The 25737-nt window shown below is 70.2% G+C and carries 32 protein-coding genes; 19 read left to right on the plus strand and 13 right to left on the minus strand.

Features of this window, described 5'->3' with window-relative positions:
- Positions 1-318 precede the first annotated feature (318 nt).
- The 4 genes from ACWCPY_RS26875 (at position 319) to ACWCPY_RS26890 (ending at position 3109) form a co-directional block, all read left to right on the plus strand.
- The gene (locus ACWCPY_RS26875; protein WP_356088104.1) at positions 319-594 is read left to right on the plus strand and encodes a hypothetical protein; all 276 of its coding nucleotides are present in this window, start codon (positions 319-321) and stop codon (positions 592-594) included.
- A gap of 386 nt (positions 595-980) precedes the next feature.
- Entirely contained in the window at positions 981-1394 is a 414-nt protein-coding gene (locus ACWCPY_RS26880; protein ID WP_451269088.1) for a hypothetical protein, read from the plus strand.
- A 36-nt stretch (positions 1395-1430) separates the two neighbouring features.
- Positions 1431-2198, plus strand: coding sequence for a transposase (locus ACWCPY_RS26885; protein ID WP_451269089.1), 768 nt, complete (start codon positions 1431-1433; stop codon positions 2196-2198).
- A 182-nt stretch (positions 2199-2380) separates the two neighbouring features.
- The gene (locus ACWCPY_RS26890; protein WP_451269091.1) at positions 2381-3109 is read left to right on the plus strand and encodes a hypothetical protein; all 729 of its coding nucleotides are present in this window, start codon (positions 2381-2383) and stop codon (positions 3107-3109) included.
- On the opposite strand, the gene ACWCPY_RS26895 is transcribed toward ACWCPY_RS26890, so the two are convergent.
- The 4 genes from ACWCPY_RS26895 to ACWCPY_RS26910 form a co-directional block, all read right to left on the minus strand.
- A complete protein-coding gene (locus ACWCPY_RS26895; RefSeq protein WP_451269093.1) occupies positions 3076-3411 on the minus strand; it encodes a hypothetical protein in 336 nt (111 codons plus the stop codon). The two genes, ACWCPY_RS26890 and ACWCPY_RS26895, sit on opposite strands and share 34 nt — an antisense overlap.
- A gap of 49 nt (positions 3412-3460) precedes the next feature.
- Entirely contained in the window at positions 3461-3820 is a 360-nt protein-coding gene (locus ACWCPY_RS26900; RefSeq protein WP_451269095.1) for an ester cyclase, read from the minus strand.
- 68 nt (positions 3821-3888) lie between these two features.
- Positions 3889-4185, minus strand: a complete 297-nt coding sequence (locus ACWCPY_RS26905) for a hypothetical protein (protein WP_451269198.1) — start codon at positions 4183-4185, stop codon at positions 3889-3891.
- 98 nt (positions 4186-4283) lie between these two features.
- Positions 4284-4418: a hypothetical protein gene (locus ACWCPY_RS26910; RefSeq protein ID WP_451269097.1), complete on the minus strand. Its 135-nt coding sequence runs from the start codon at positions 4416-4418 to the stop codon at positions 4284-4286.
- 356 nt (positions 4419-4774) lie between these two features.
- Here ACWCPY_RS26910 and ACWCPY_RS26915 point away from each other — a divergent pair, with 356 nt between their 5' ends.
- The 3 genes from ACWCPY_RS26915 (at position 4775) to ACWCPY_RS26925 (ending at position 7895) form a co-directional block, all read left to right on the plus strand.
- Positions 4775-5905: a hypothetical protein gene (locus ACWCPY_RS26915; RefSeq protein WP_451269099.1), complete on the plus strand. Its 1131-nt coding sequence runs from the start codon at positions 4775-4777 to the stop codon at positions 5903-5905.
- A gap of 125 nt (positions 5906-6030) precedes the next feature.
- Positions 6031-6639 carry an ArsR/SmtB family transcription factor gene (locus ACWCPY_RS26920; protein ID WP_451269101.1) on the plus strand — a complete coding sequence of 203 codons (609 nt, stop codon included), beginning with the start codon at positions 6031-6033 and terminating at the stop codon, positions 6637-6639.
- Complete coding sequence (locus ACWCPY_RS26925; RefSeq protein WP_451269103.1) at positions 6636-7895, plus strand: MFS transporter; 1260 nt, start codon at positions 6636-6638, stop codon at positions 7893-7895. Before ACWCPY_RS26920 ends, ACWCPY_RS26925 begins: the two co-directional genes overlap by 4 nt.
- 74 nt (positions 7896-7969) lie before the next feature.
- On the opposite strand, the gene ACWCPY_RS26930 is transcribed toward ACWCPY_RS26925, so the two are convergent.
- The 3 genes from ACWCPY_RS26930 to ACWCPY_RS26940 all read right to left on the minus strand — a co-directional run bounded on the left by ACWCPY_RS26930 (position 7970) and on the right by ACWCPY_RS26940 (position 10752).
- The gene (locus ACWCPY_RS26930) at positions 7970-8098 is read right to left on the minus strand and encodes a hypothetical protein (RefSeq protein ID WP_451269105.1); all 129 of its coding nucleotides are present in this window, start codon (positions 8096-8098) and stop codon (positions 7970-7972) included.
- Positions 8086-9174: a protein kinase family protein gene (locus ACWCPY_RS26935; RefSeq protein ID WP_451269107.1), complete on the minus strand. Its 1089-nt coding sequence runs from the start codon at positions 9172-9174 to the stop codon at positions 8086-8088. Before ACWCPY_RS26935 ends, ACWCPY_RS26930 begins: the two co-directional genes overlap by 13 nt.
- Before the next feature lie 573 nt (positions 9175-9747).
- Positions 9748-10752, minus strand: coding sequence for an ArsR/SmtB family transcription factor (locus tag ACWCPY_RS26940; RefSeq protein ID WP_451269109.1), 1005 nt, complete (start codon positions 10750-10752; stop codon positions 9748-9750).
- Between the two features lie 163 nt (positions 10753-10915).
- Here ACWCPY_RS26940 and ACWCPY_RS26945 point away from each other — a divergent pair, with 163 nt between their 5' ends.
- Entirely contained in the window at positions 10916-13021 is a 2106-nt protein-coding gene (locus ACWCPY_RS26945; protein ID WP_451269111.1) for a PBS lyase, read from the plus strand.
- A 73-nt stretch (positions 13022-13094) separates the two neighbouring features.
- Positions 13095-13256: a hypothetical protein gene (locus tag ACWCPY_RS26950; protein ID WP_451269113.1), complete on the plus strand. Its 162-nt coding sequence runs from the start codon at positions 13095-13097 to the stop codon at positions 13254-13256.
- Positions 13257-13433: 177 nt separating this feature from the next.
- Here ACWCPY_RS26950 and ACWCPY_RS26955 read toward each other — a convergent pair whose 3' ends face one another.
- A complete protein-coding gene (locus ACWCPY_RS26955) occupies positions 13434-15023 on the minus strand; it encodes an FAD-dependent monooxygenase (RefSeq protein WP_451269115.1) in 1590 nt (529 codons plus the stop codon).
- 144 nt (positions 15024-15167) lie between these two features.
- Between ACWCPY_RS26955 and ACWCPY_RS26960 the strand changes: the two genes are divergently transcribed.
- Entirely contained in the window at positions 15168-15746 is a 579-nt protein-coding gene (locus ACWCPY_RS26960) for a CGNR zinc finger domain-containing protein (protein ID WP_451269117.1), read from the plus strand.
- Positions 15747-15851: 105 nt separating this feature from the next.
- Here the strand turns inward: ACWCPY_RS26960 and ACWCPY_RS26965 are convergent, their stop codons facing one another.
- The 3 genes from ACWCPY_RS26965 to ACWCPY_RS26975 all read right to left on the minus strand — a co-directional run bounded on the left by ACWCPY_RS26965 (position 15852) and on the right by ACWCPY_RS26975 (position 17392).
- Entirely contained in the window at positions 15852-16802 is a 951-nt protein-coding gene (locus ACWCPY_RS26965; protein ID WP_451269119.1) for an N-acetylmuramoyl-L-alanine amidase, read from the minus strand.
- Between the two features lie 11 nt (positions 16803-16813).
- The gene (locus ACWCPY_RS26970; protein WP_451269121.1) at positions 16814-16966 is read right to left on the minus strand and encodes a hypothetical protein; all 153 of its coding nucleotides are present in this window, start codon (positions 16964-16966) and stop codon (positions 16814-16816) included.
- A 297-nt stretch (positions 16967-17263) separates the two neighbouring features.
- Positions 17264-17392 (minus strand): hypothetical protein, encoded by a 129-nt coding sequence (locus ACWCPY_RS26975; protein WP_451269123.1) that lies wholly within the window; start codon positions 17390-17392, stop codon positions 17264-17266.
- A gap of 113 nt (positions 17393-17505) precedes the next feature.
- On the opposite strand from ACWCPY_RS26975, the gene ACWCPY_RS26980 reads away from it, so the two are divergent.
- The 7 genes from ACWCPY_RS26980 (at position 17506) to ACWCPY_RS27010 (ending at position 21836) form a co-directional block, all read left to right on the plus strand.
- Positions 17506-17700 carry a hypothetical protein gene (locus tag ACWCPY_RS26980; RefSeq protein ID WP_451269125.1) on the plus strand — a complete coding sequence of 65 codons (195 nt, stop codon included), beginning with the start codon at positions 17506-17508 and terminating at the stop codon, positions 17698-17700.
- Between the two features lie 144 nt (positions 17701-17844).
- On the plus strand, positions 17845-18426 hold the full coding sequence (locus ACWCPY_RS26985; protein WP_451269127.1) for a sugar O-acetyltransferase: 582 nt from the start codon (positions 17845-17847) through the stop codon (positions 18424-18426).
- A gap of 10 nt (positions 18427-18436) precedes the next feature.
- Positions 18437-18982, plus strand: a complete 546-nt coding sequence (locus tag ACWCPY_RS26990; protein ID WP_451269129.1) for a TetR/AcrR family transcriptional regulator — start codon at positions 18437-18439, stop codon at positions 18980-18982.
- A 302-nt stretch (positions 18983-19284) separates the two neighbouring features.
- Entirely contained in the window at positions 19285-19524 is a 240-nt protein-coding gene (locus ACWCPY_RS26995) for a hypothetical protein (protein WP_451269131.1), read from the plus strand.
- The gene (locus tag ACWCPY_RS27000) at positions 19517-20599 is read left to right on the plus strand and encodes a response regulator (protein ID WP_451269133.1); all 1083 of its coding nucleotides are present in this window, start codon (positions 19517-19519) and stop codon (positions 20597-20599) included. Before ACWCPY_RS26995 ends, ACWCPY_RS27000 begins: the two co-directional genes overlap by 8 nt.
- Positions 20600-20640: 41 nt before the next feature.
- Positions 20641-20889, plus strand: a complete 249-nt coding sequence (locus tag ACWCPY_RS27005; protein ID WP_451269135.1) for a hypothetical protein — start codon at positions 20641-20643, stop codon at positions 20887-20889.
- 65 nt (positions 20890-20954) lie between these two features.
- Positions 20955-21836, plus strand: coding sequence for an alpha/beta fold hydrolase (locus tag ACWCPY_RS27010; protein ID WP_451269137.1), 882 nt, complete (start codon positions 20955-20957; stop codon positions 21834-21836).
- A gap of 130 nt (positions 21837-21966) precedes the next feature.
- Here ACWCPY_RS27010 and ACWCPY_RS27015 read toward each other — a convergent pair whose 3' ends face one another.
- The gene (locus ACWCPY_RS27015) at positions 21967-22815 is read right to left on the minus strand and encodes an EamA family transporter (RefSeq protein ID WP_451269139.1); all 849 of its coding nucleotides are present in this window, start codon (positions 22813-22815) and stop codon (positions 21967-21969) included.
- A gap of 58 nt (positions 22816-22873) precedes the next feature.
- On the opposite strand from ACWCPY_RS27015, the gene ACWCPY_RS27020 reads away from it, so the two are divergent.
- Both ACWCPY_RS27020 and ACWCPY_RS27025 read left to right on the plus strand, forming a co-directional pair.
- Positions 22874-23722, plus strand: a complete 849-nt coding sequence (locus tag ACWCPY_RS27020) for a MurR/RpiR family transcriptional regulator (protein ID WP_451269141.1) — start codon at positions 22874-22876, stop codon at positions 23720-23722.
- 134 nt (positions 23723-23856) lie between these two features.
- On the plus strand, positions 23857-24093 hold the full coding sequence (locus ACWCPY_RS27025) for a hypothetical protein (protein ID WP_451269189.1): 237 nt from the start codon (positions 23857-23859) through the stop codon (positions 24091-24093).
- A gap of 215 nt (positions 24094-24308) precedes the next feature.
- Here the strand turns inward: ACWCPY_RS27025 and ACWCPY_RS27030 are convergent, their stop codons facing one another.
- The gene (locus ACWCPY_RS27030) at positions 24309-25622 is read right to left on the minus strand and encodes a phosphatase PAP2 family protein (RefSeq protein ID WP_451269191.1); all 1314 of its coding nucleotides are present in this window, start codon (positions 25620-25622) and stop codon (positions 24309-24311) included.
- Positions 25623-25737: the final 115 nt, after the last annotated feature.

Raw genomic sequence — 25737 nt, forward strand, 5'->3', positions numbered from 1 at the left:
GGCCTTTCACCCACCACCACGCGGTGACCGGCCTGGACGAGCTCGACAATGAGACGGCGCTCTCCCCATGACTCCCGCCCGTGGCTACGCCGATGGCCATGGGCGGGTCCTTACTGCCACGAGAAGGCTAGGGAGTGTCCCGCCACGGGCGGGAGTGCGCACGGTGGAGGACTGTTCTAGCGTCGAAAGGAGAAGGGGCGGTCCTGCCGAGCCGACGGGAGCGGGGCCCCAGACCACACATGCACACCGGCCGCGTCCGCTGCTCGGCGCCCTGGAATCCGTAAGTCCCCGGCCAATCCTTGAGAGCAGGTGGCTCCCATGCGCACGTCAGCCCGTACAGTCGGAGTCCTCACCGGTCTGACCCTCGCACTGGGCGGCGTGGCCTTCGCCGCCCCCGCCGCGTACGCGGACATCCCGGCCTGCACGAACATGGTCCAGCAGACGGGCGTCGAAGTTTCGGACACCGTCAGAACGGCGTGCACCCAAGGTGTGCACGCTGACCTGCAAGGCTGTGTGAGTGCCCTGACCGGGGCCGGCGTGCCGGGCGGCGCCGCGAACGGTGCCTGCCGGATGGCCGCCAACCCGCCGTCGTGACCGCCTCCCTACCGGCGTACGTCACCGCGGCCGCCGCACATGCCGCTGACGCTGTCACGTGAGGCGAGCCAGGCCCGATCCGGCACGCCGTCGACCGCTCATCACCGCAGGGGTCGTGCTCGTGCTCTTCTACGCGACGATCACGTTCGCTGCCATGCACCGCCCGATCTGATGGGGCAGAGGCGTGAGACTCCCGCGCGTACCCGAGGCTTTCGGTCAGCTTGGTGGCTGGTCGGGCTGGCGGAGCCTGGGACTGGATACTCGCAGGTTAAGACTTGTCCCGTAAGTGATGGTCGAGGCAGGTGGGTCATGACTGGCCCGGAGTCGGCTGCGGCGAAGGTCCAGTGGCAGGATGGCGGCTTCGACCATCTTGAGAGGCCATCCTCGTGCCGACGCCTGCCGACTACCTCGCACTGGCACGTGCCGAGAGAGACAGCTTTGTCCTGCAGCGTCTCGCGAAATGTCCGTACCCTTTTGTCTGGCAAGCCCTGGCCACCAATCCCCACACGCCGCCCGAAGCCCTCCAGGAACTGAGCGCGGCCCGCGACAGCGTCTGGAACGACAACAAGCTTCTTCGCCTGCTCGCAGACCATCCCAGTGCGAACCCTGTCGTTCTTCGAGCTGTCCTCGAAGCCGTTGCAGCGAAGCTCGATGAGGGCGAGCGGCCCTACGCCGCCGTACTCGCTCTCGCCGACCGGCTGGAGCTTGAGGTGGATGAGGTAAGGAGGCTCGGAACCCTTCGTGGCGCCTCTGCTCGTCTACGCCATCTGCTTGACCTGCGGCTGAGCGCCCGCATCTGAGGCGCCCCCTCTGACCGCGGGTGAGATGATCTTGTTGTGGCTGGTGTGATCACGGCGTCTGAGCCGTCCTGGATAGCCCCATTCACCGGGCTGAGCCCGCGTTCGTTCGGCAAGCTGGTGAACGCTCTGCGTCGCGGAGGTGCAGATCCGGTCCGCAAGGGCCGCCCGTGGTCTCTTTCCCTGGAGGACCGGGTGCTGCTCGTGGCGGCCTACTGGCGCACGAACTTGACGATGCGCCAACTCGCACCGCTCTTCGGCGTTTCGAAGTCCGCGGCCGACCGCATCATCGACCACCTCGGCCCGTCTCTCGCGCTGCAGCCCCGCAAGCGGTTCGCCAAGGACACCGTGCTCATCGTGGACGGCACCCTGGTGCCCACCCGCGACCACACCATCGCCGAGCAGTCCAAGAACTACCGATACTCCACCAACCACCAGGTCGTCATCGACGCCGACACCCGGCTCGTCGTGGTGGTCGGCCGGCCCCTGCCAGGCAACCGCAACGACTGCAAGGCATGGAAGGAGTCCGGCGCGAAGGCCGCCGTCGGCAAGACCATGACCATCGCCGACGGCGGCTATCCGGGCACAGGACTCGTGATGCCCCACCGCCGCCGCAAAGGCGAAGAACTGCCCGCCTGGAAACAGGCCCACAACACGTCCCACAAACAGGTCCGCGCCCGTGTCGAGCACGTCTTCGCCCGCATGAAGACCTGGAAGATCCTCCGCGACTGCCGCCTCAAAGGCGCCGGCGTCCACCACGCCATGCTCGGCATCGCCCGCCTCCACAACCTCAACCTCGCCGGATAGGCGAGCAGCCGGACTGGCCAACAACCACGTCCACACCCAACCGGAGATCATTTACGGGACAGCCCTTAGGCAACGCGGTTCCCATGGTTTTCCCTTGGGAAAACCATGGCGTGCTGGAGCGGCTTAGATCGGGCCCGGACGGGTTGATGCGGGCCGAAGCGCTTAGCGTTCGTGCAGGTCAGGTGGAAACCGCAGGTCAGAGCGCTGCGAGGGGCCCACACCGGGAGGGCTCCGACGGGGTCTCCCCGGTCACCTGGGACGGGCCGGAACCCGTCGACCTGGAGGCCATCGAGGCCATTCCCGGGATGCCGGGGGAGTATCTGGCACTCAGCAGCCGCGGCATCGTCTACCGCCTGAAGGTCGGCGGCGCCACGGCGACGGTCGTCGACTACTCGCCGCTGCCGGGCATCGGAGAGGGCGACGACTTCGAGAGCTTCGCACTTGTCGCCAGGGACGGGAAACTCGCCGCCCTGTGGGCGGACCGGGGAGCCGGCGCGGACCGGCCCGCCACGCTGTACGCGGCACAGTTGTCGTTCGCCCCGTGGGGGCAGCCGCAGTTCGCCGCAGTGACGCGTCGGGCCTACCTGGCGCCGTACCCGGCCGGCGAGGGCGCGCGGCACATCTCCGACATCTCGGTGACCGACTCGGGCCGGATCCTTGTGAGTTCGGCCTCGGACGCCGGTGACGACGGCCCGTTCGACTCCGCGGTCAGCGACGCGGGCCGTGTGACCGTGTCGGCCGCCGGCCGGGTGCGGGTCACGCTCGCGGCGCAGCCGACCGTGCTCGGCACGTTCCCGCAGTACAAGATCGAAGCCGTTGAGTGCCTGCCCGGCTCGGCCGATGCCCTCCTGGGGACCGACGACGAGAACCTCGGCGGCTACGTACGGACCATGCCGCTCTGCGGAACCTGACACCGCCGCCAGGTGCTGCGGGCCCGGACGGCGGACCGCTGTCCTTCGCGTGACGCGCGATCGAGGTCACCGCCCGGATCGGGCCCGGCGCGGTCCCGGCCGCGCGGATCGAACGCCGCCTCGTCGGAGAAGAGCGGTATCCCGGTGCCGATGGTCGTCGGGCGCAGCTTGACGATCAGTGCGCCGGTCTCGGCGTGCAGCGCACCGGAGAGCTCCGCACCGCCGATCAGCCGGATGTCCTTGCAGTCCTGCTGCTTCGACTCCCGTACGGTCGCCACCGGATCGTCGGCAACCAGTTCCACGGCCGGGTCCGGGCTCGCGCCCGGCGTGCGGTCGGCCGGGCGAGTGGCGTCACTCTCGCCGGCGGGGGAGGCCGGAGACCCCCCACAGCTCCGTGATCCGTCCGCCGTCCACGCGGAAGATCTCCATCATGGTCGGGCCCGTGTCCGGTGTGCCGCCGCCCGGAACTCCGTGCATCACCGAGCGAACGGCGACCTTGTCGCCGTCCACGAGCATGTCCTCGACTGCGACACGGACCTCGGGGTACGCCGCGAAGAGCCCGGACCAGGCACGGGAGACGGCAGCGACGCCTGTCGTCCCCAGCGGGTGGCTCACGAAGTCCTCCGCGAGGATCTCTTCGAGAGCCGTGAGGTCGCGTGCGTTGAAGGCCGTGTACATGCGTCGGCCGACAGCTCTGGCGTCATCTGTCACAAGAGTTTCCCCTGTTCTCGGGACTCGACTTTTCCGGAACCCGACCGGGTCCGGACCGATGCGACGGGCTACTGGATGCTCCAGCGGTGCGGGTGGCCGGGATCGATGGGGCATGCGAAGACGTTGAGTTCGCCGGCACGGCCCACGACGACCTCGGTGGGCCTGGCGGAAAGGAACGCGGGCAGGCCTCCTTCTACCGGCCACGGCTCGTCCGCCGGCCACAGCATCGGCCCACCCACGGAACTGTCCGACGCCTCCGGATTCCCCGGCCTCGGGTGCAGCCGGGTGGTGGTGCCCCGGTACGCGGCGAGCTCCGGGAAGAGCGCTTCGACGTCCAGTGGCCGCGCCGGTGTGGTCCTCGTCATGGGATCGACCCTAAACACCAGACATCTTCGCCGACTTGGCACCCCCATGCTGCGCCGCCGCTCCCGCTGTTCACCGGCAGCACAGCTGCTCGGGTCCGTCACTGAGTGACGGCGTACCAGGTCGTCTGCCGCACCACGAACAGCGTGGGCGAGCCCACCACGGTCGGCCAACTTCTCGTGCTGCCCAGGACCACCGCCCGCCGCCTGCCGACCGTCTCCTGGCTGCACGGCACCACCGTCTACCTCAAGGACGTCGCCTCGGAGAACCCTGATGCCGCCGACCGACTCGCCGCGTACCTGTTCGCGTCGACCGGACGCGCGGTCTCGGCCCCCGACACCGACTCACGGACGTGGGCGACTACGACCGCAACGACTCGGTGGGGCAGGCTCTTCCACGCATCGTCCGCTTCTTCGACGAGGTCCCCCACGCCGGCTGACAGGCCTTGCCCCGCTCGGCGTCGCAGGTCCCGGTCCCGGGAGAAAGGCTGGGACCGGGGTCGGAGGCCGACGGTCCGCACCGCGTTTCGCACCCCCTTTCGTGCACCGGACGCCTTGACCCTTCCGGTTCCCCACCTGCTTGAATCGGCGGATGACCGAGACCGATCCCGATCCGGAGGCCTGGGCCGCGCTTCCCGAGGACTCCCATCCCTCCGAGCGCCTCACCGATGCGTGGCTGCGCGGTCTGGGAGCCAACCGGGCTGCCCCGGCGGAGGTACTGATCAGTCTCTTCGACGTGAGGAAGAAGCCCCTCGTGCACTTCCTCTACCGCGATGACCTTCCCGACGGTGTCCGGGACGCGGCAGTCGTCCACCACTCCAGGACCGTCCGCGGCACGGCGGCGGAATCGGGGAGGCTCTCGCCCCAGCAGTGGAACAGCCTCCTCGACGCCACCGCGGACCTGCCGTTCCGCGAGGCTCTGCAGGAGGTGGCGGCGGAGCAGGCGGCGCGGCAGGGCGAGTGCCCGGGGGCCGGTGTACGAAGGGGTGTCGACCCGGCCCCGGACCCCGGGTCCCGACCGCCTTCGGGTCCCGCCGAGATCGAGGCGATGGCGGCCACCGTTCCTGACATCACGCCCGACGACCGCACCTACGCGCTGTGGTGGATCGCCGCACTTCACGACGACGTCGACGCGATGCGCCGGCTCGCCGTGTCGCCGAACCTCCGGATCCGCCGCAGTGTGGCCCGCGCCCGGCACCTTCCGCCGGACGTCGTGGACCTCCTCGCCCACGACGAGGACCGCATCGTCCGCCTCTTCCTCACCGAGTCCTGCGAAGACGCCCCGGTGGAGCTGCTCCTGGAAGTGTGGAGCTGGTGGTCGGGCAGCTTCTCGTTCCCCGGGCGTCCCCGCAATCACCCCAACTTTCCCCGTCACGACCTGCTCCGCTTCGCCCAGGACCCACAGCCCCGGCTCCGCCTTCTGGCGCTCGACGACCCCGCATCGGGCCCGGCGCTCGTCGAACGGTTCAGCCACGACCCCGACGCCGAAGTGCGCGGCCGTGCGGCCGGTGACCCGCGCCTGTCGCCCGAATCCGCTGCCAGGCTGGCCGGCGACACCGAATACCGCGTCCACAGCAAGGCGCGGCAGAACTTTGCCCTGCCGCCGGACGTCCTGATCCCGTTTCTCCTCGATGAGCACAGCGCGGAGGAAGCCGCCCGCAACCCGTCGATTCCGGTGGCGGTCATGCGCCGCATGATCTCCCTGGCCGCAGCGCGAGCCTGACGGCCCGGCAGTCCGCACCGCCCCCGGGGATCCCGGAGTCCCACGGCCGGGGGAGGGACAGCGTGTCCGCGCCAATTCTCACAACATCTCTTTCGAAACAACTGTTGTAGGTCTATCTTCGGCGCATGGCCGCTTCCTCATCCGACGGGTCCTCGGAACGGGACATCGAACTGGACACCGCCGCCCTGCGCGTACTCGCCCACCCATTGCGCCTGAACGTGCTCACCCTGCTGCGCGAGCGAGGCCCCTCCACCGCCACCCGCGTCGCGGAGGAGCTGGGCATCAACCCCGGCGCGGCCAGCTACCACCTGCGACGCCTCGCATCCGGCGGACTCATCGTGGACGAGCCCGGCCGGGGCACCGGACGGGAGCGATGGTGGAGGTCCGTCCATCGTCAGTCGGTCCACGACCCTGCTGCCGCGCCCGCGGAGCAGCGCGAGGCCGGGCGCGCGTACACGCAGGCAGTCGCCGTGGCAGCCGCGGACCGACTGCGCAGAGCGGCGCAGGAGGTGGCGCTGCTTCCGCGGGAGTGGCTCGACGTCACTGCCTACAGCGACTTCCTGCTGCATCTGACTCCCGGCGACGTGGACCGGATGCGGACCGAGATCTTCGAGGTGGTCTGCCGCTACCGGCACGCAGCGAGCGAAGCGCCCGAGGGCTCCGCTCCGGTGGTGCTGCAGGTGCAGGCGTTTCCGGTGCCCGGTACGGCCCTGCCGCCGGCCGGTGAGGCGTGAGCGCTCACGACATCGCCCTGTCCGCGCGGCCCGCGTACCGGGATGCCAACGTTCTGCGCTGGCTCACCGCGTACACGGCTTCGGTCACGGGTGACGTAGTGTACTTCCTCGCGTTGTCCTGGGCCGCCACCCGCGTCGGCGGTCCGTCGCAGGTGGGCCTGGTGGTCGCGGCGGGGGCGCTTCCCCGGGCGGTGCTCATGCTCGGTGGGGGTGTGGTGGCCGACCGGTTCGGGCCGCGCCGGGTCGCCGTCGTCAGCGACGCGATCCGCTGCGTGGTGATTCTCGCCGTGGCCGCGGCAGTTGTGCCGACGTCCCCGAGCGTGTGGCTGCTGGTCGCCGTCGCGCTGGTCTTCGGCGTGGTCGACGCGGTGTTCGTGCCGGCCGTGGGGGCGCTCCCGCCGCGCATGACGGCGCCTGGGCAACTGGCCAGGGTCCAGGGACTTCGTGGTCTGTCGATCCGGCTGAGCAACGCCGTCGGTCCCGTTCTGGCGGGATCCGTGCTGGTGATCGGCGGCGCGGCCGGTGCGTTCACGGTCGCGGGTGTTCTCTTCGCCGCCTCGCTCGTCGTCCTGCTCACCGTACGGACCACCGATCCGGCCGAGGCGGAGTCACGGCGCACCTCCGCCTGGCGTGAGTTGGGGGACGGCCTGCGTCATGTCCGCAGCAACCGGATGCTCGCGCCCCTGGTCGTGGTGATCGGGCTGAGCGAGATGTGCTTCAGCGGTCCGGTCGCCACCGGTCTGGTGCTCCTCGCGGACGAGCGTGGCTGGGGCGCCTCGGGCATGGGATGGGTCGCGAGCGCGTTCAGTGCCGGAGCCGCGGCCGCGGCGCTGCTGCTCACCGTGGCGCCGGGGATACCGCGCGCCGGACCGGTGATGTCCGGCGCCCTGCTCATCACAGCTGCGGGCGCGGTCGCCCTGGGGCGCGCGCCCTCACTGCCCGCCGCTGTGATGTTCGGTGCCTTGATCGGCCTGACCAGCGGGTTCACCACCACCGTGACCGCTGCCCTGATCCAGACGGAGACCGACCCTCGATACCTGGGACGGGTCACCGCGGTCACGACCCTGTGCACACTCGGCCTGGCACCCGCACTCTTCCCGGTCGCCGGCGTCACGGCGGCCCTGTGGGGAGCGGACGTGTTCTTCGCCGGATGCGGTGCGATCTGCCTGCTCGCCGCAGCGCTCGGCCTGTCCGTCCCCGTGCTGCGACGTGCCGAACTCCGGCCGGCCGGGCCCGCCGGGCGCGCCGGAGGATGACGGCCCTGCGGTTCGGCGGGATCCTGCTGGTGAACGCCTGGCGCATGGGTTCTGGGGGTGGTCCGCGAAGCGCTTCAGCGCCGCACCTGACATGCGGTGGACGTTGTCGGCGTGGTCGCCGTGGCCGAGGTGAAGTCGCCCGGCCGGGCCAGGAAGAGGGCGGCCTCGTCGTGTGCGGTGACGGCAGTGATCAGCGAGTGCATGCGTCGCACCCCGGGCCGCCTCGTCCGGCCTCCTCGATCTCGGCGGTCGGATACGGTGTCCGCTTGCTCTCGCAGAGCAGACGGCGGTGGAACCCGGCCAGGACAACGGAGGTCCGGGCATGCCGGTCGATGATCGCGGCGATCGCCGGCGGAATCCTCTCGGATCTTTCGCCCGCGATCCAGTTGCCCAGGAACGCCTCGTGATCCACGTTGCCGCGCAGACCGTCGGGCAGATGGTGGCGGATCAGATGGTTTGCGATGTAGTGGCGGTCGTACGAGAGATGGCCGGAGAGGAACTCGGTCTCGACCCGGGACAGTTCGAACTCCGAACTCACGGCGAGACCGAAGTCCGTGAAGTAGACCAGCCGGCCGTCGGTCAGCACGTTGCTGAAGTGGGCGTCGAAGTGGACGAGCCCGCGGGATCTCATGAAGTCGGCCCCGTGCAGCAGTGCTTCCTCCGCCCACGCGTACGCCGGGCCGTAGCCGCCGCCCGGCGCGGCCTCCCTCTGGTCGCCCAGCCACGCGGCGAGCGTCTGCGGCACGTGTTCCAGGAAGACCACAAGACTGAAGGAGGAGCGGCTGATGGCCTCCAGACGCTCACGCACGGCTGACGAGCCGTCCCAGTAGGCGACCGCCCCGTCGATGCCTCCGAATTCGTCGGCGAATCCCGAGGGGGGCGAGTCCGGCAGGACCCGCCAGTGGTACATCAACGGAAAACTCTCGTACTCGCCGCCAAGGACCCAGCCCGTGGTCATGGTGTGCGCGGCCAGCTCGCGCCAGGCCCCGAACCCGGTAGAGCCCGCGCCGTACTGGTAGAACGTCGGCAGCCCGAAGACGTTCGCCGTCGACCGTACGTTCTCCGGCCGCGTCTCGGCGTACGTCAGCGGGATCCGTTTGACGAAGACCCGGGCCCCACCGGCCTCCAGCTCAGCGGACCTGCCTCCGATGCCGGAAGCGAGAGGGGTGGCCGCGGCCACCACTTCGCCGAGCCGACGGTCGCTCAGCAGCGACAGGTGCGTGGAGACGGATCCGTAGGTGGCCAGGCGAGCGGCATGCTGCGGGCCCGAATGGTTCATGAACGACTCCTCTGATGCCCGACCGCCGACACCGGTGATTCTGTGCGATCGATCGATCCTAGAGGGCCTGCCACGGCGAGTGATCTCGCGGCCCTGGAGGGCGTACACCCGAATTCGTCGGCTGTCGCGTTCCAGACCCCGGTCGATGGCGTCGCCACGGTCCTCGAGTCATTCGATCTCGCGGGGCAGCCAGGACCCGGGGCTTCCGACACGTCCGGTGCGTGCATGGAAGTCGCGCTCGTCCTCGGCCCCGGGCCGCGACGGGCTCACCGAAACCCCGACGGTCCTCGTGCGGGAGGCCGTAGCAGTCGAGGAACGCGCGCAGAAGGGCCGGTTGGCGGTCAAGGCGACCGTCGATGTCGGCGCCGAGCAGCCAGAGCCAGGCAGCGTGGGCGGGGTCCTGGACACATGGGCGACAGCGGCCCGCTGCCGCTGTCGCCCACCGGGTGCCGAGTGGCCGCCGGATCAGGCGGAGTAGCCCTTCGGCGGTATCAGGGTGGCGAGTTGGTCGAAGGAGAGGCGCCTCAGCTTCCTTGTGTGCCCATGACAGGTGCAAGTCCCGGAAGCCCAGACTTACCGCCCCGCACCCGGCGTTCCGCCGCGCTCACAACTGCGCAGCAGGGCAAGCCCGTCCGCGGTCGCGACGTGCAGGGACCTCCCGTCCCGGCGGACCGTGGTCACCAGACCGGCCGCCCGTAGCACCTTCATGTGCTGGCTGATCGCCGGGTGGGTCACGCCGAGGAGACGGGCCAGTCCGACCGTGGAGGACCCGGTCCGGACCCTCCGGAGGACGGCTGCACGCGTATGCCCGAGCAGTGCCCCCAGCGCGTCGCCGGCGGGTCGTTCCAGGGGTGCGGGACGGATCCAGTCCACGGCGTGCTCGATCGGATACACCAGGACGGGAGGCAGTGCGCCGTCGGCGAGTGTGATGGGCGTGGGCCAGCAGAAGAACGAGGGCTGAAGCGTGAGCCCGCGGCCGTCGAGGTGGAGGTGGTGGTCCACGGGGTAGTCGGCCTCGAGCACCGGCGGCCGCCAGCGCAGCCGCGGCCCGAGACCGGCCAGCAGACCCTCCGTACCGCCGTCGAGGAGTCTGTGCAGACGGACGATGCGGTCGGCGTCGATGTGCGCATGGACGCGCGGCCAGAACGGCGCGACCGCCTCCTGGTGGTACGTGCGCAGTGCGCCCCCCAGTCGCAGCAGGACGTCACCGTCCCCGCCCGCCAACGCATCCGTCCAGCCCGGAAGCCGGCGCGAGGCCGCGACCCGTGCCAGATCCCCGCGCAGGCGCGGACCAGGCGTACGTACGAGGGCGCCGATCGCGGACTCGAACGTCTCGCCGCCGCCACGGGTAGGAGTGAGGAAATCCGGAGAACAGCCGTGCGGCGGCAGCAGCGGCGAGAGGAACCGGCAGCTGTCCGAGAGACGTGGCAGCACCCAACGCCGCCACTCACCGAACACGGCTTCCCCGTCGCGCCGTTGAAGCGTCTGCACACTGTTGCTGATCTCCCACAGATGATCCGGCCCCGAGGCGACACGTACCCGCCCCAGGTCCTCGGGCGTGAAGTACACCCGCAACATGACCAGTCCACCCCCGTACCCGAACGACTCGGCACTCCGACCGGCGCGGAGCCGCGTTCCAGACGATCCCCGCGCGGCAGTCGCTGTCAAGACGCTCGTGCGCACGCGTGGGCCGTCCCGCGTCCGGCCGCTGTTGTCGGTGGCATCGGGCAGACTCACGATCATGTTCACAGGGATCGACGACCTCGACTGGGCGTCAATGAACCATGCGTACGGTGACGCGTCCGACGTGCCGCGGCTGCTGCGGGGACTGGCATCCGCCGACGAGGACGAACGGGAGATCGCGCTCGACGGCATGCACGGTGCGGTGCACCATCAGGGGGACGTGTACGACAGCACGGTCGCGTGCATCCCGTTCCTGTTCGAACTGGTCACGACGGCCGGCCTGCCGGGACGGGGCGGGATAGTCGACCTCCTCCGCAGCATCGACGGCGACGGCCGCGACGTGGAGAAGATGGACTTCTGGTCCGACGACGAGGAGGAGTACGAGGACTGGGCCCGGAATTTCGCCAGGGCGGAATCGGACATCCGGGCGCGCAGCGGACTGCTGCTGGACCTCTTCGACGACCCGGACGCAAGCCTGAGGAAGGAACTGCCCGGCGCGCTGGTCCAGTTGCACGACGACCCGGAAGCGGTGCTCGCGATCCTGCGCCGGCGCGGCACGACCGAACCGGACCCTCGTGTGCTGCCGGCGATAGCAACGGCACTGGGAGACCTGGGCGTCCGCCACCAGGAGCTCGCACCGCAGGTGGCGGAGGTCTTGACCGCCCTCACCCTTCCCGCCACCGACCGGACCGACGACCCGGGCCTGCTGCTGGCGGCCCTGGCGCAGCTCGCGCGCTGTGCTCCCGGCCGGCTGCCGGAACGCACCGTGGAGATGGCCATCGGCGTGATGCGGGAGGCACGGGAGGCGGAGGAAGAAGGGACGGCGCGAGAGGACGCGGCGCCCGCCCGGGAGACACCGACGATGATCTCGTATCTGCGCCGGCTCGAAGCATCGCATCGAGACTCGGTGAAGGCTCCCTGGGCGACCGACCTGCTCAAGGAACTGCACTACGCCCTGGACGACCGGGTCGCCGAACGTTTCGCGCTGCTGGAGGACCAATTGCGCAGCCCCGACTGGGGCCAGCGGCGCGAGGCGATCGACATGAGCGGCCTGCTCCTGTCGGGATGGCGGGGCCCGCACGAGGAGTCCGTACGGCTCCTGGGCGAGCAGCTCCGGGAAGCCGAACCCCGCATCGTCCGTTGGGCGGCCGGAGAGCTGGAGTGGCTGTACGCCATCGGCGCCCCGGCGGCAGATGCCCTGGCCGACCGGGTGGCGGCCGGACCGAACCACCCTGCCCAGGCACAGTGGAACGAGACCTCTTACGGGGCGGCGCTCAGCGCCCTCGCTGCACAGGGGGACGCACGCGCCGTACCCGGCCTCGTCGAAGTGCTGCGCTTTGGACATGTACCGGAGGAACTCGGCGGCTGGATCGCCCGGATGTGCCCGGACGAGGCTGCGGCGCTGCTGCCCGTGCTGGTCCGACGGCTGTCCCTGATCGACCCCGAGAATCAGCCCGAACGCACCGGGTTCCTGCTGGATGCCGTGGCCGCCGTCGGGCCGGACGAGGTGGTGGAGCCGGTCCTCCGCCTCCTACGGGCCCCCGGGCGCAGAGGGACCGCGGTGCGCACTGCCGTGGCACGGGCGCTGCCACGGCTCGGCGCGACGGCGCGGGCGGCACTGCCGGAGCTGCGAGAACTCGCCAGGAAGAGCGATCCGGGCCACCGCGTCGACGTGGCCGGCGCGTTGTGGTCGGCAGGAGGCGAGACGGATGTCGTGTTGTCCGCGCTGTCCAGAGGCCTCGTGGCCGAGCACTGGTTCGAGCGGTACGACGCGCTGCGGACGATCGCCCGCATGGGCGCCGAGGCGGCCGAGCTGCTGCCCGGCCTGCGCAGACTCCGGGAGTCGCCCGAGGACAACGGCGGGTGGGTCGCGGGCACCCTCGCGGTGGCGCTGTGGCAGGTGGGAAGGGACCCGGAGGAGTCCATGCCGGCGCTGCTGCACGCTTGGTCGGAGCATCGGGACAACCGCCCCGACGTGGCCGAGGCATGGGCGCAGATGGGACCGTCGGCCACCCCAGCGGTCCCGCTGCTCCGCCAGGAGCTGGCTGCCGCCCGACGCTACGACAACACGGGCGGCAGGGGCCGGATCCGCTACCGGTGCGCCAACGACGAACAACTCCTGCGGCACGGCCGCGCCGTGCTCGCGGAGTGCGGAGACCGATAGGGCACGGGCGGGGCCCACGGCTGCAATCAGCGCACCGGGAGCGTCCGGAGGCCGGCGGCGAAGTCGGCCGGAGGTGGCGTTCGACTGCCTCAAGGCGGTGCCAGGAGGCCCGTACGGCGTCGAACTCGCCGGCTGCTGCTCCGACGGGCAGCACGACCACCACTGCCCCGGCTTCCTCACCCGTGACGGGGTGCCGGCCTACAGCGGCGTCGAGTTGGTCGAGATCACTGCCTGAACGGCCCGTCCCGGTCGGCCCGCTCCTGCCGGCCACCCGCCCGTCCGCCTGGACGGGCGGGTGGCCGGCAGGACGCGTATTGACACTGGAGCGGAGCGACCTAGGCGGGGTCAACGCATCATGAGTGCCCGGCCCGGTCCATGCCGCCTCGCCCCGGCTTCCCTCGTGTGGCCGGAGCTACCGGACGCCGCTGAGGATGCGCCGAAGGGCGTGAAGGAGGGCCGGTTCGGCGGACAGGGAGGCGGCACGCCAGGCGATGTGACCGTCGGGGCGGATCAGTACGGCCCCGGTGGCGGGCAGGGCGCACAACCGGTTGAAGGACCCGGGGTGTTCCTCACGCAGCCGGCCCCCGTCGAGTCGGTGGACGGTGACGGGGATGCCGGCTGCCGCTGTCGCGGCGTCGGCCTGCTGCTGCCAGGCCGGGGTGTCCGCCGCGGTGACCAGGGTGAAGCCGGGGCCGATGAGGTCCAGGGTGGAGGTGCACCCGTGAGGCCCGCTGATCCGTGTGTGCGGGGCGCGGCGTCCGGGGTCACCGCTCGGGTGGTAGCCGGAGACGTCCAACGGTGGCCGGGTCGCGGTTGCGGGGTCGTCGGGGTCGGGGATGACGGCGGAGGAGCGGTAGGCGGCGGTGAGCAGCAGCTCGTCGTCGATGCGGTAGCCGGTGCGGGCACGTGCGTTGTCGGCGGACACGTCGATGACCTGCCGGGCCACCGGGCGGCGTTCGGCCTGGTAGCTGTCCAGCAGTTCCGGGGCGGCGCGGCCGGCCGTGACGGCGGCGAGTTTCCAGGCGAGGTTGTCCGCGTCACCGATCCCGGTGTTCATGCCGTGCCCGCCGGTCGGAGGAATGACATGGGCCGCATCTCCGGCCAGCAGGACGCGGCCGCTGCGATAGGCGGACGCCAGCCGGGCGTCCATGCGCCAGACCATGGTGTCGCGGACGGTCACCTCCAGGTCCGGGATGCCGGCCGCGGCCCGGACGAGGTCGTCGAGGTGATCCGGGTCGGTGAGGTCCTCGTCCCCGAGCCGGTGAGCGGGGTCGAAAGGGTACTGGTAGATCCAGTGGCGGTCGTTGTCCACCGCCATGAAGCCGCCCCGGCCGGGCGGGGTGAGGAAGTACGACGCGCTCGCCCGGTCGGCCACCACTTCGCCGAGCGGCGCCTCGAAGCGGACGCTCAGAAAGTGGCCCAGCCCCGTCGGACCGTCCATTCCGACGCCCGCACCGGTACGCACCGTACTGGCGGCACCGTCGCAGCCGACGAGCCACTCGGCACGCACGGTGCGCCGCGCGCCGTCGGCGCGGTCCTCCAGCACCGCGCGCACGCCGTCCTCGTCCTCGGCGAAGGACAGCAGACGCACGCCGAACCGGATCCGGCCGGCCGCCGACTCGCGGGCCCGCCGCAACAGGACCGGCTCCAGCGCGTCCTGGGAACAGATCATCCCTGGCGAAGGCGTGTTCACGTCAGCGTTCGCCGCGTCGTGGGCGACGCCGCTGCGCACGAAGTCCGGGTCGACCAGATCCCTGCCCCGGTAGAAGAAGACCTGGGAGGCCGGAAGGCCGACGGCGCGGACCTCGCCTTCGAGTCCGCAGCGTCGGAAGATCTCCATCGAGCGGGCGGAGACCCCGCGGGCCTTGGGGTGACGGGAGACGTCCGGACGGGCTTCGACCAGCAGGTGGTCCACGCCGTACCGGGACAGCAGGTTCGACAGGGTCAGACCCACCGGTCCGCCACCCACGATGAGTACGGGAGTCGTCGTCGGAAAATGCATGTGCTCTCCATGAGGGGCAGGCGGTTCACGGCTTGACAGGGCCGACGTCGGAGCGGCCGGCCACGAGGCGGACCAGGAGCGGCCGGACCGGCGGCCGCCAGCCGTAACGCTCATGTCTTCATTTTGACGTTACCATGGGGTGTGGTGCCCGCTGGACGAACCCACCTGGAGAAGACGAAGCCCATGACCGAGGACCTGGCCGGGGTCAACCCCCGTGGCCTGCACTTCATCGCCGAACTGGCCAACACCGTCCAGGACGGCACCGAGGTGAGCGCGGCCGCGCTCCAAGCCCTCCTGGAACAACACGGCGGCCCGCCGTTCGTGCTCACCGAGTCCGATGCCCGGCGGATGCGCCAAGCCACCGCCCGACTGATCGGCATTCTGGCGATGAGCGACGAGGACCGGGCGGCCGAGGCGATCAACACCCTCCTCGACGAGCACCCCGCCAGGCCCCACCTGGTTCGGCTCCCCGGCCGCCCCTGGTCCCTGCACAACAAAGTGCCCCACAGTGCCGACCCCACCCAATGGCTCCTGTCCACCACCGCCCTGGCCCTCGGTCTCTGGCTCAGCGAACGAGGCCGGTGCGCCTGGGGGCAGTGCGGCGCGCCCGACTGCAACCACTACTTCATCGACACCGGCCGCCGCGCCCCCCAGCGCTACTGCACACCCCGCTGCGCCACCAGGGTCCGGGTGGCCTCGCACCGAGCCCAGCGGGGCAGGTAGGGCCACCCCGACGCAGACCCCGGCCTGGGGTGCCGGACACGCGGCGGGCCCGGGTTCGACGGACCTCCGTCGAACCCGGGCCCGGTCAGAGCGCCGTTGTGGGATTCAGGCTCCGGCCCTGTCGCCGTCGCCGTCGACGACGGCCCGCTCGATCGCGGCATTGACGGCGGCGACGATGGTCTCCGAATCGGCGCCGGTACCGACGTGACCGGCGAGCGCGGTGATCGCGGCGGTCTGGGCCGCCATCCGCTTGTCCATGGACCGGATGCGGGCCTGCATGTCCTTCAGGATGGATTGCGGCTGCCATGTCGGGTTCGTCGAATGGTCCGCCGCGTCCGTCGGGCCGCCGATCGCGTCGGTCTTCCACACGGCGTCGAAGATGTCGCGCTTGGTGATTCCAGCCATGGGGTCCTCCTCGTGGTCGGAGCCGGGGTTCCAGCTCGCGGGGTGCTTGAGTCGCTCGGAGACGTCGGTGCGGAGCTTGGCCATGGTGAAACCACGGGGGTCGACCTTGTCGTTCGACCACTCCAGGTGGCCTATCACGGACTTCGCCGACCATTTGTGCGCCCGGCACAGCGCGGCCTGCACGCGGACGATCGCGTCGTACTGGGCGGCCGGCCACGGGTCCTTGCCGTCGCCGAGGTTCTCGCACTCCCATCCGTAGAACCGCGCGTTGCCGTCGACCCCGTCGCTGTTGCCACGGGTGGGCGGAGTCGGCCGGGAGCCGTACGACTCGGCTATGACCTGCGCCAGCACCTTGGGGTCACCGCCGCCGGCGTGATTCGCGCGGCCCCAGCCGACCATGTGCACCTGGCCGTTCTTCGCGATCATCCCGTGGCACAGCGGACCGGGCAGGTCGGGATAGCCGTCGCGGACCATCCGGACCGTCGCTGCGGTGCCCTTGGTCACGGTGTGATGCACGATACTGCCGTTGACCGGGCCCCAGGGACCCTTCGAGTTGCGGTTGTGGGTACGCCAGTTGCCGACCTCGACCACACGCACGCCCTCGGCGCGCAGCGCCTTGAGGACCGCAGAGGCGGACAGAGGAGTAGCCATTCGTTTCCCTTTCAGCCCGAGGTGTACGTGACGTCGAGGCGGCCCTTGCCGGTGAGACCGTTGTTCGTGCCGCCGCCGATCGATTCGACCGCTTCCACCCACAACTCCGGACCGCGCCGCGTGCTGTTCGCCGCGGACACCTTGTACTTCTTACCGTTCGCCACCTTCCGCACGAGGGTGCGGCGGGTCGCGGTGACGTCCGGTTCACAGGAGTTCCATACCCCCGTAACGACACCCGGACTCGGCCGAGTGGCCAGCAGTGTGTACGACCTGGGAGCAGCGCACAAGCCGGTGCCGATCTCCCATCGGCCCCGGCGAGGAAGCGCCGGGGCCGACAGCGGCGGATCCTGTACGTCTGGCGAGGGGGCCGTCGCCCTTCGGCGTCGAGGCGTTGATGGTGGGTCAGGGGGCTGTCGTCAGGAGCCCGGGCGCATGCGTCCTGGCTTGACGCTGCCCGGTGATCAGGGGAGCGCTTCGAGCAGGGGGATCGTCTGTTCGGGCCCCGGGAGCGCGTTGATCTCCTCTCGGACCCGCTCGGCGGTGCGGCGGAAGCGGGCGTCGGCGAGCACGGCCGATAGCTTCGTGCGCACCTCCTCCGGGGTGAGGCGACCGGGTCCGGAATCAGGGCGGTGCCGAGCTCGACGCACCGCCGCGCGGCGCGGGCCGGGTCGGCGACTATGCGCGATGCTCCAGCGTCCGGCGGGTGACCGGCAGTTGGCAGGCGCTGCCGGGCTCGCAGCCTTTCGACGGCGAGGTGGGCGTTGTCCAGCACAGCGAGGAGTGCAGGATCGAGTCGGTCTGTGAGGTCGAGCAGGCCCGAGCGGTCCAGGAGGCGGTTCGCGAAGCCCATCCGTACGAGGAAGCGGTCATCCATTTCCTGCCTCTGTATGAGCCGTGAGCCGGTCAACGACCGCACGCCTCGACGCCGCTCGCTGACATCGCTACGGGGACGGTCCCTTCGTCGCGGTTCGGATCGTCTCTGGGGCCGTGCCGCCGAGCCGAGAGCGTACGATCGTACGCCTCAAGGTGTACGATCGTACGCATGGAGACGCACTACTTCGCCGACGACCCGCGCACCAACCTGGAGCGGATGCTCGCGGGTGACCTCTACATCGCCGATGACCCGGAGATCGCCCGGCGCCAGCAGCAGGCGATGAGACTGGCCGCCCGCTATCAGGCTGCCTGCATCGAGGACGCCGGCACGGCCCGGCCGCTCCTCGCCGAACTGCTCGGCTCCGTGGGGGAGGGCGTCGATGTGCGGCCGCCGCTCTCCGTCGACTACGGCAGCAACATCACCATCGGCGCCCACACATTCATCAACTTCAACCTGACCGCGCTGGACGTCGCGCAGATCGTCATCGGTGAGCACTGCCAGATCGGCCCCAACGTGCAGTTGCTCACGCCCACCCATCCCGTCGAGCCCCAGCCGCGCCGGGACAAGCTGGAGGCCGCACTTCCCATCACCATCGGTGACAACGTCTGGCTCGGTGGTGGCGTCATCGTGTGCCCGGGGGTGACGATCGGTGACAACTCGGTGATCGGCGCCGGAGCGGTGGTCGTCAAGGACATCCCCGCGAACGTCGTCGCCGTCGGCAATCCGGCCCGCGTCGTCCGCGAGATCTGACGGCGCCCGCATGACCACCGGACGTACCGACCCGCAGCGCCGTGAACGGATTCTCGCCGCCACGCTCGACCTCATCGCCGACGAGGGCGTCGCAGGCGTCTCCCATCGCAAGATCGCCGCCCGTGCCGGAGTGCCGCTCGGTTCGATGACGTACCACTTCTCAGGCATCGACGAGCTGCTGCGCGAGGCCTTCACCCGGTTCGCGGACCGGATCGTGGCCGCTTTCGACGTCCGTCTCGGCCGGGCCGTCGGCCTCGAAGAAGTCCGTGAAGCCGTCACCGATGTCATTCACACGCTCTCCGAGGGCCCCCGCCGTGACCTGATCCTCACTCAGGAGCTCTACACCCTCGCGGCCCGCCGCCCGGAGTACCGGCAGCTGTGCCAGACGTGGATGCAGCGAAGCCGCCGCATCCTCGAACGGCACTTCGACGCCACCACAGCGCGCCAAGTGGACGCGCTGATCGAGGGGTTGACTCTGCATCGGGCCCTGGACGACACCCCCCTCGATCGTGAGCTGACACGCCTGGCCGTCGCCCGTATCACCACCGCGGCGTAGCCGCTCCTCGACAGCCCGTGGGGCACGGACCTGACACCGTGCCCCACGGGCCTTCCGGGCTTCGGCAACGTTGCAACGCAACAGCCTGGCAACAGCCGGGTCCGCCACCGCTTCGACCAGCCGGAATGCCTGGGGCGGGGTGGGTCGGCGCGATGGCAACAGGAAGCTGCGTTGCGCCTGTTCCCCGCCTGCGGACCGCAACGGCCCGGAGCTCCGCCATTCTGTGACTCCCCGTCCTGCAATCCGCCGGACGGGTGAAGGGTCCTGTCGCTCCGCGGCGGGCCGAACGGATAGAGGTCTTGATGGACCGGCCGCTGTTGTCGCTGAGAACGACCTTGGTGTTGCTGCTCGCATTACTCGCCGGCGCAGCGGCGGGCGGGCTGACCGCACTCGCCGGTGAAGGGACGCCGCGGAGCCTGCTCGCGGGGCTTGCCGCCGCAGGACTGGCAGTCCCCTTCTTCGACCGCCTCATCGACACCGAGGACAGCGGTCTTCGGCAGCGCGCGGATGCCGGAGCCCGGGAGGGGGAGAGAAATGGGTGAACTGCGGCCGCTGGGCGACGACCTCACCGAGCCTTCCCGCGCTCTCGCCCAGGCTCTGCGGGAGCTGTTCGAGGGCATGGAGGTGTCCGTACGGCGGTACGCGGCCCGGCGCCGACGAGATCCCGGCACCTTCTCCCGCTACCTGAACGGTACCCGCCTGCCCCCGTGGCAGGTGATCACCGACCTCTTCACGGATCTCGCCCAGCACCGTGGTTCCGCAGTCACGACCGAGGCCATCGAGTTCGTACGGGGGCTGTACGGGTCGGCCGTCGACGCCGCGTCCTCTCCCAAGCACGCGGTGGAGATCCTGGAGCAGCAGCTGGCCGACGCCGACCGGGTTTCCCGACGGTCGAGCGTTCGCGGCGACGTCCTGGGTGACGCCCTGCTGGACCGTACCCACCGCATCGCCGACCTGGAAGTGCGCCTCAGCCAGCTGGAGGCCGACCGGAGTGCCGAGCGGAAGCGGGCGGACGAGCTCGCGGCCGCCCACCCCGATGTCTCCGGACTGCTGCAGGAACGCGACTCGCTGCAGCTCGATGTGGAGCGGTTGGCGGCGGAGCTCCGGGAGGCACGCGCACAGCGTGCCGCAGCCGAGGACCGCTGCAGTCTGCTCGAACGCCAGCTGGACGCCGTCGAGAGGTCCACGGCCGCGCTGCCTGCCGCGCCGCAGCCCCAGGACATGCCCAAGATCCTCATCGTGGACGACCAGCCGGGCAACCTGCTGGCGATGACCGCGGTGCTGTCGACGCTCGATCAGGAGCTCGTCACCGTTTCCTCCGGGCGGGAAGCGCTCAAAGCACTGCTCGATCACGACGACTTCGCGGTCATCATCATGGACGTCCAGATGCCGGAGATGGACGGCTACGAGACGTGCGCGCACATCAAGCGCCGCCCTCGGACCCGCGACGTCCCCATCATCTTCCTCACGGCGATGGGGGTGGACTCGGAGCACTCCGCGCGCGGATACGCGGCCGGTGCCGTCGACTACATCAGCAAGCCGTTCGACCCCTGGGCCCTGCGTGCCAAGGTCGCCGTGTTCACTTCCATCTATCTGGAACGCCGTACCCAGCAGTGACTGCCCGGAGATCCGGCCGAGGGCGCGGTGACCCGGACGGCTTGCCGCGGCACGGCTTTCAACCGGTCCCGGGGCCGCCGCCCGACCTGCGGCTCGCCTTCGTCAAGGACGGTCTGGAGAGCAGCACCATGCTCCTGGACCGGGATTCGGCCGGCTGCGTGGTGGTCGCCGGTGGCCCATTCGCCGGTGAGCCCTGGCCCGAGGGAATGCTCGATGCCGGGCCCGGCCGCATCGGTGGTCCGGAGTGTGCGGTCATCGGTCCGCAGGCCCAGATCGAGATCAAGCGGTGACGCCCGTCTGGGACCCGTCCCGGCCCCGGCGAACCAAGGACGGGCGATGCTGGGACACTTTCAGCATGCCGACTGTTGAAACCTCGCCCGGAGTGTCCATCGCATACGAGACGTTCGGTGATCCCGCTGATCGGGCCGTCCTGCTCGTGATGGGCTTCGGCGCCCAGATGATCGCCTGGCACGAGGACTTCTGCCGTGCGCTCGCGGAACGTGGACGCCATGTGATCCGGTACGACAACCGCGACTGCGGGCTGTCCACCAAGTTCGACGATCACCCCGTCGACATGGGCCGGTTCACCGGCGCCGTGCGTTCGGGAGACATCTCCTCCGCTCTGGCGATGGCGCCCTACACCTTGCAGGACATGGCCGACGACGGGCTCGGCCTGCTCACCGCGCTCGGGATCGAGCGAGCTCACGTGGTCGGATCCTCGATGGGCGGCATGATCGCCCAGACGATGGCCATCAGCCATCCGGAGCGAGTGCTGACTCTGACGTCGATGATGTCGTCGACCGGCGAGCCCGACTACGGCCAGTCCAGTCCCGAGGCCCAAGCAGTGCTCCTCAGTCCGAAGCCGACGGATCGCGAAGGGTACATCGCAGCAGCGGAGAAGGACCTGGTGTGGGCCTCGAAGCGGTACGGCAGTCCGGCGCTCCTGCGTGAGCTGGCTGCCGCGAGTTACGACCGCGCCTATTACCCGGCCGGAGCCGGGCGGCAGCTCGCTGCGATGATCCTCAGCGGATCACGCGCCGACGCGCTCCGCGAGCTCCGAGTGCCTACCCTGGTGATTCATGGCCTGGACGATGTCCTGACCGACCCCAGTGGCGGGAGGCGCACCGCCCAACTGGTGCCCGGAGCGGAGCTCTTGCTGATCCCGGACATGGGGCACGACCGCCCCCGTGAAGTCTGGGGCGAGATCATCGACGCCTTGGACTCGCACACCGGCTGACGTGGCCGTCATCCGGGTCACACCGTGCCCGGGGCGCGCTGCGCTGTCCGGCCCGCTTGTCCGGAGCGGGTGGACGCTGTCCCGGGTGCGTCGGCCGTCATTCCGCCGCCCGGGCGGATCGGCGTACCTCCTAATGCATGAGGCCGATCCCGGCCAGTACCACCGCTCCGGCCACCAGCCGCAGGCGCCCGAAGGGTTCACGGAAGAACAGCGTGGCGATGACCGCGGCGACGAGGATGCCGGTCTCGCGCAGTGCGGCGACGGCGGTGACATCGCCATGGGCCTGGGCCCAGATGACCAGGCCGTACGCGGCCATGGAGAGCACCCCACCGAGCAGACCGGTGCCGAGGACCGGGCGGACCTGCGCGAACAGCGCCCTCCGGCGTCGGGTCAGTGCGATCAGCGGCAGGACCGGGCCCTGGCACAGGAAGAGCCAGGCGATGTACGACAGGACGTCGTCGGCCTGCCGTACGCCCGTGCTGTCGACGAGGGTGTAGGCGGCGATGATCACTCCCGTTCCGATCGCGGCGGCCAGGGCCGGAAGCCGGGCGCGGCCGAGGCGGCCGTTCGCCAGGGCCAGTGCGGCGAGGCCGCCGGACACCAGCAGCACGCCCGCGCCCTGGAGCGGCGTGAGCGTGCCGTCGAGGACGGTGACCGAGACGATGGCCACGAGCAGCGGCGCAACACCGCGGGCCAGGGGGTACATCTGCCCGAAGTCCCCCAACTGGTAGGCGCGCAGCAGGAACAGTTGGGAGGCGACCTCCAGCGCCGCGGAGGCCACCAGGAACGGCCAGGCCTGTGCCGGGGGAAACGGGGTCAGGCACACCAGGAGAGCCGCACACCCGGTGTAGGCACAGTTGATGAGCGCGAACCCCACGAGTTTGTCCGGAATCCGGTGGGCCATGGCGTTCCAGACCGCGTGCAGGACCGCGGCCGCGAGAACGGCAGCGGTTACGGCGGGGAAAGCTGATGCGGGCATGACGGAGTGACTCCTGCCGAGGGAGGTCTGGAACGGAATTCCACGATAAGCTACACGCATGGAACAGAATTCCGATGCCGGGGGCCGGCTCTCCGCACAGGTCAGGGCCCGACTCCCGGAGCTCCGCGAAACCGAGGCCCGGGTGGCACAGGTGGTGCTCGACCAGGGCGCCGCGTTGGTCCACCTCAGCGTCAGCGACGTGGCCGCGATGGCGGGCACCGCGCCCTCCTCGGTCGTGCGTGCCTGCCAGCGGCTCGGCTTCCGGGGCTTCCAGGAGCTCAAGATCGAGGCCGCCCGGCAGGTGGTGGAACCGCCCTCGCCGCCGACGGACGACCCCGCCGCCCACGCACTCGCCGAAACGGTCCGTGCCTCCCGCGACGCCTTGGACGGCGTCGCCTCGACCCTCGACACCACCGCGCTCTCCGCGGCGGCCGACGCGCTCCAGGCCGCACCACGCGTCGTCGTCGCGGCAGCCGGGCTGTCGGCCGCCGTCGCCCTCGACGCGGCGTACCGGCTGCGCGCCCTGGGCTGTGTCGTCGACGCCCCGGCCGACCCCCTCACCGCCGGCCTCGCCGCCGCCCAACTCCCTCCGGACGGTGTCTGTCTCACCATCAGTCACACCGGAGCGACCCGCACCACGGTCGACACGGCCCGCCGCGCCCGGCTCGCCGGGGCCACGGTCATCACCATCACCAGCTACGCCCGCTCGCCCCTCAGCGAGACCAGCGCCCATGTCCTCGTCGCGGGAGGTCAGGACCTCGTCTTCGGACTGGAGACCTCCGCCAGCCGTATTGCCCACCTTGCCGCGGTGGACGCCCTCGTCCACACCTTGATGGCCCTGCGCCCCGAGACGGCCAGGCGCCATCTCGACCTCTCCGCCGACATCACGGCCGACCATGCCTACTGAGTGCGGGATCCCGAAGGGTGTGGCCGGCCCCTGGACGGCGGTCGCCCAGCACCCCTTGACCTCAAGCCGACTTGAGTCTCCACCGTGATCGCGTTCTGTTGAACGTTGTCGTTCACGGGAGGTGCACCGACGTGATGCTGAAGGAGCACTCGCACGAAGAGCCGGTGGCCCAGTCCATCGGTGTGTGGAGCAGTCAGGCCTACCGGCTGACCGCGACAGGTGAGGCCGGCCGCCTCCGGGCCAGGGAGCGCAAACTGCGGGTGCGTCACCGGACGCACGAAGGCATCCCCGGAGCCGACTTCGTCACGACGGTCAACGTCCTGCGCCGCGTGGTCGCCAACCCCGGCGGCGACGGCGAGCTGCCCGACTGAGCCGGGACGACGGGACCGACGCCGTGCATCCCGGTGTCTCCATCGATCCGGGCAGGCAGGCCGCAGCCCGGCGTGCGGACTCGATCAACGGAGCCTGAACCGGTTCACCCCGGACCGCGGGACCCTGCACGAAGTGCGGGATCCCCCGGTCCGGGGGCGCTCCGGCGTGGGCGTGTCCGCGCCCGGGACTCGTGTGTTCCCTGACGCAACACGGATCAGACCAGCTCGGGTTGCGGCTCCGGCTGCCGTGCCGGTGCGGCCTTCGGCTCCCACAGCCTGGTGGTCCGTACATAGCCGTAGATCACCGAGACCATCGAAAGAATGACCAGCGGTCCGAACACCCATGGATATGCGGCCATCTGCGTCGACAGATAGCGGTAGGACACCAGGAGTGCGGCGAAGACCACCGTGCCGTGGGCGACCAACTGGATTCCCGCCCGGTCCCAACCGCGGTCGAGCGCGCGCAGCGCCGCCTCGATCATGAGCGTGAACACCACGCCGGCGACGATGTCCGCGCCGTAGTGGTAGCCGAAGCCCAGCGTCGCGGCGAGCGTGGCGATCAGCCAGAACGCGCCGGCGTATTGCAGGAATCGCGGCCCCTTGCGGGAATGGATGAAGATCGCGGTGGCCCATGCGGTGTGCAGGCTGGGCATGCAGTTGCGCGGGGTGATCTCGTCGAACGGCATGTGGTGCGGGGTGCTGAGGGGCGGCGGTGTGTCCGGCCACAGGTTGGCCAGCGCCCAGTGTCCGCCGTCGGCGCCGTAGGCGAAGATCGGCCCGACCACCGGGAAGATCATGTAGATGCCCGGCCCGAGCAGGCCGATGACCAGGAAGGTGCGCACCAGATGGTGGCCCGGGAAGCGGCGCTCAATCGCCACTTTACGTAGCTGGTAGACGGCGACGACGACCGCGGCCACCGCGAGCTGGGCGTAGACGTAGTCGAGGAAACGGGCGCCGATCGGACCGGTGGATTCGACGAGGCGGCCCACCAGCCACGACGGGTTGCCCAATGCGTGATCGGCGGTTGCCACGTACTGGTCGAGCACCTGCGTGCGGGTCTTGGATGTGATGAGGAGCCAGGTGTCGCCGGTCTTGCGGCCGGTCACCAGCAGCAGGCCCAGCCCGACGCCCTTGAGCAGAAGGAGACGCTCCGAGCCCGTGCGGCGCGTGACGGCGATGACCGCCCAGCCCAGAATCACCCACAACGCACCGTTGCCGAAGGGGTGGCCTTCGGTCACCCTGGCGTCGGCCGCCCACCGCACCAGGAAGATGACGAGGTCGATTCCGATCGCGACACCGGTCGCGATGAACCGCTGTCGCCAGGTGAGCACCACCATCATCAGACCCATGCTGGCGTACAGCAGGAATCCCGATTTGGGGGCGACTATCACCTCTTGTACCTGGGTGGTCATCGGCCCCGGTAGGCCGTAGTGACGCGCGGCGATCTCCAGTGCGATCAGGAATCCGAGGGTTACCACCGCCGCCGCGGTCCACAGTATCGCCCGCGGTTGACGCCACGCGGCGAAGATGGTTTTGCGGTCTATTCGCGAAAACACCCGCGATGCTCTAGGTATCAATTGTTTGGCCGATTTGTTAGATATTGGCTGGATGGGTCACTCTTCGTGCCGGACAGCATGGATTTCC

The sequence above is a fragment of the Streptomyces sp. NPDC002403 genome (assembly GCF_053593015.1).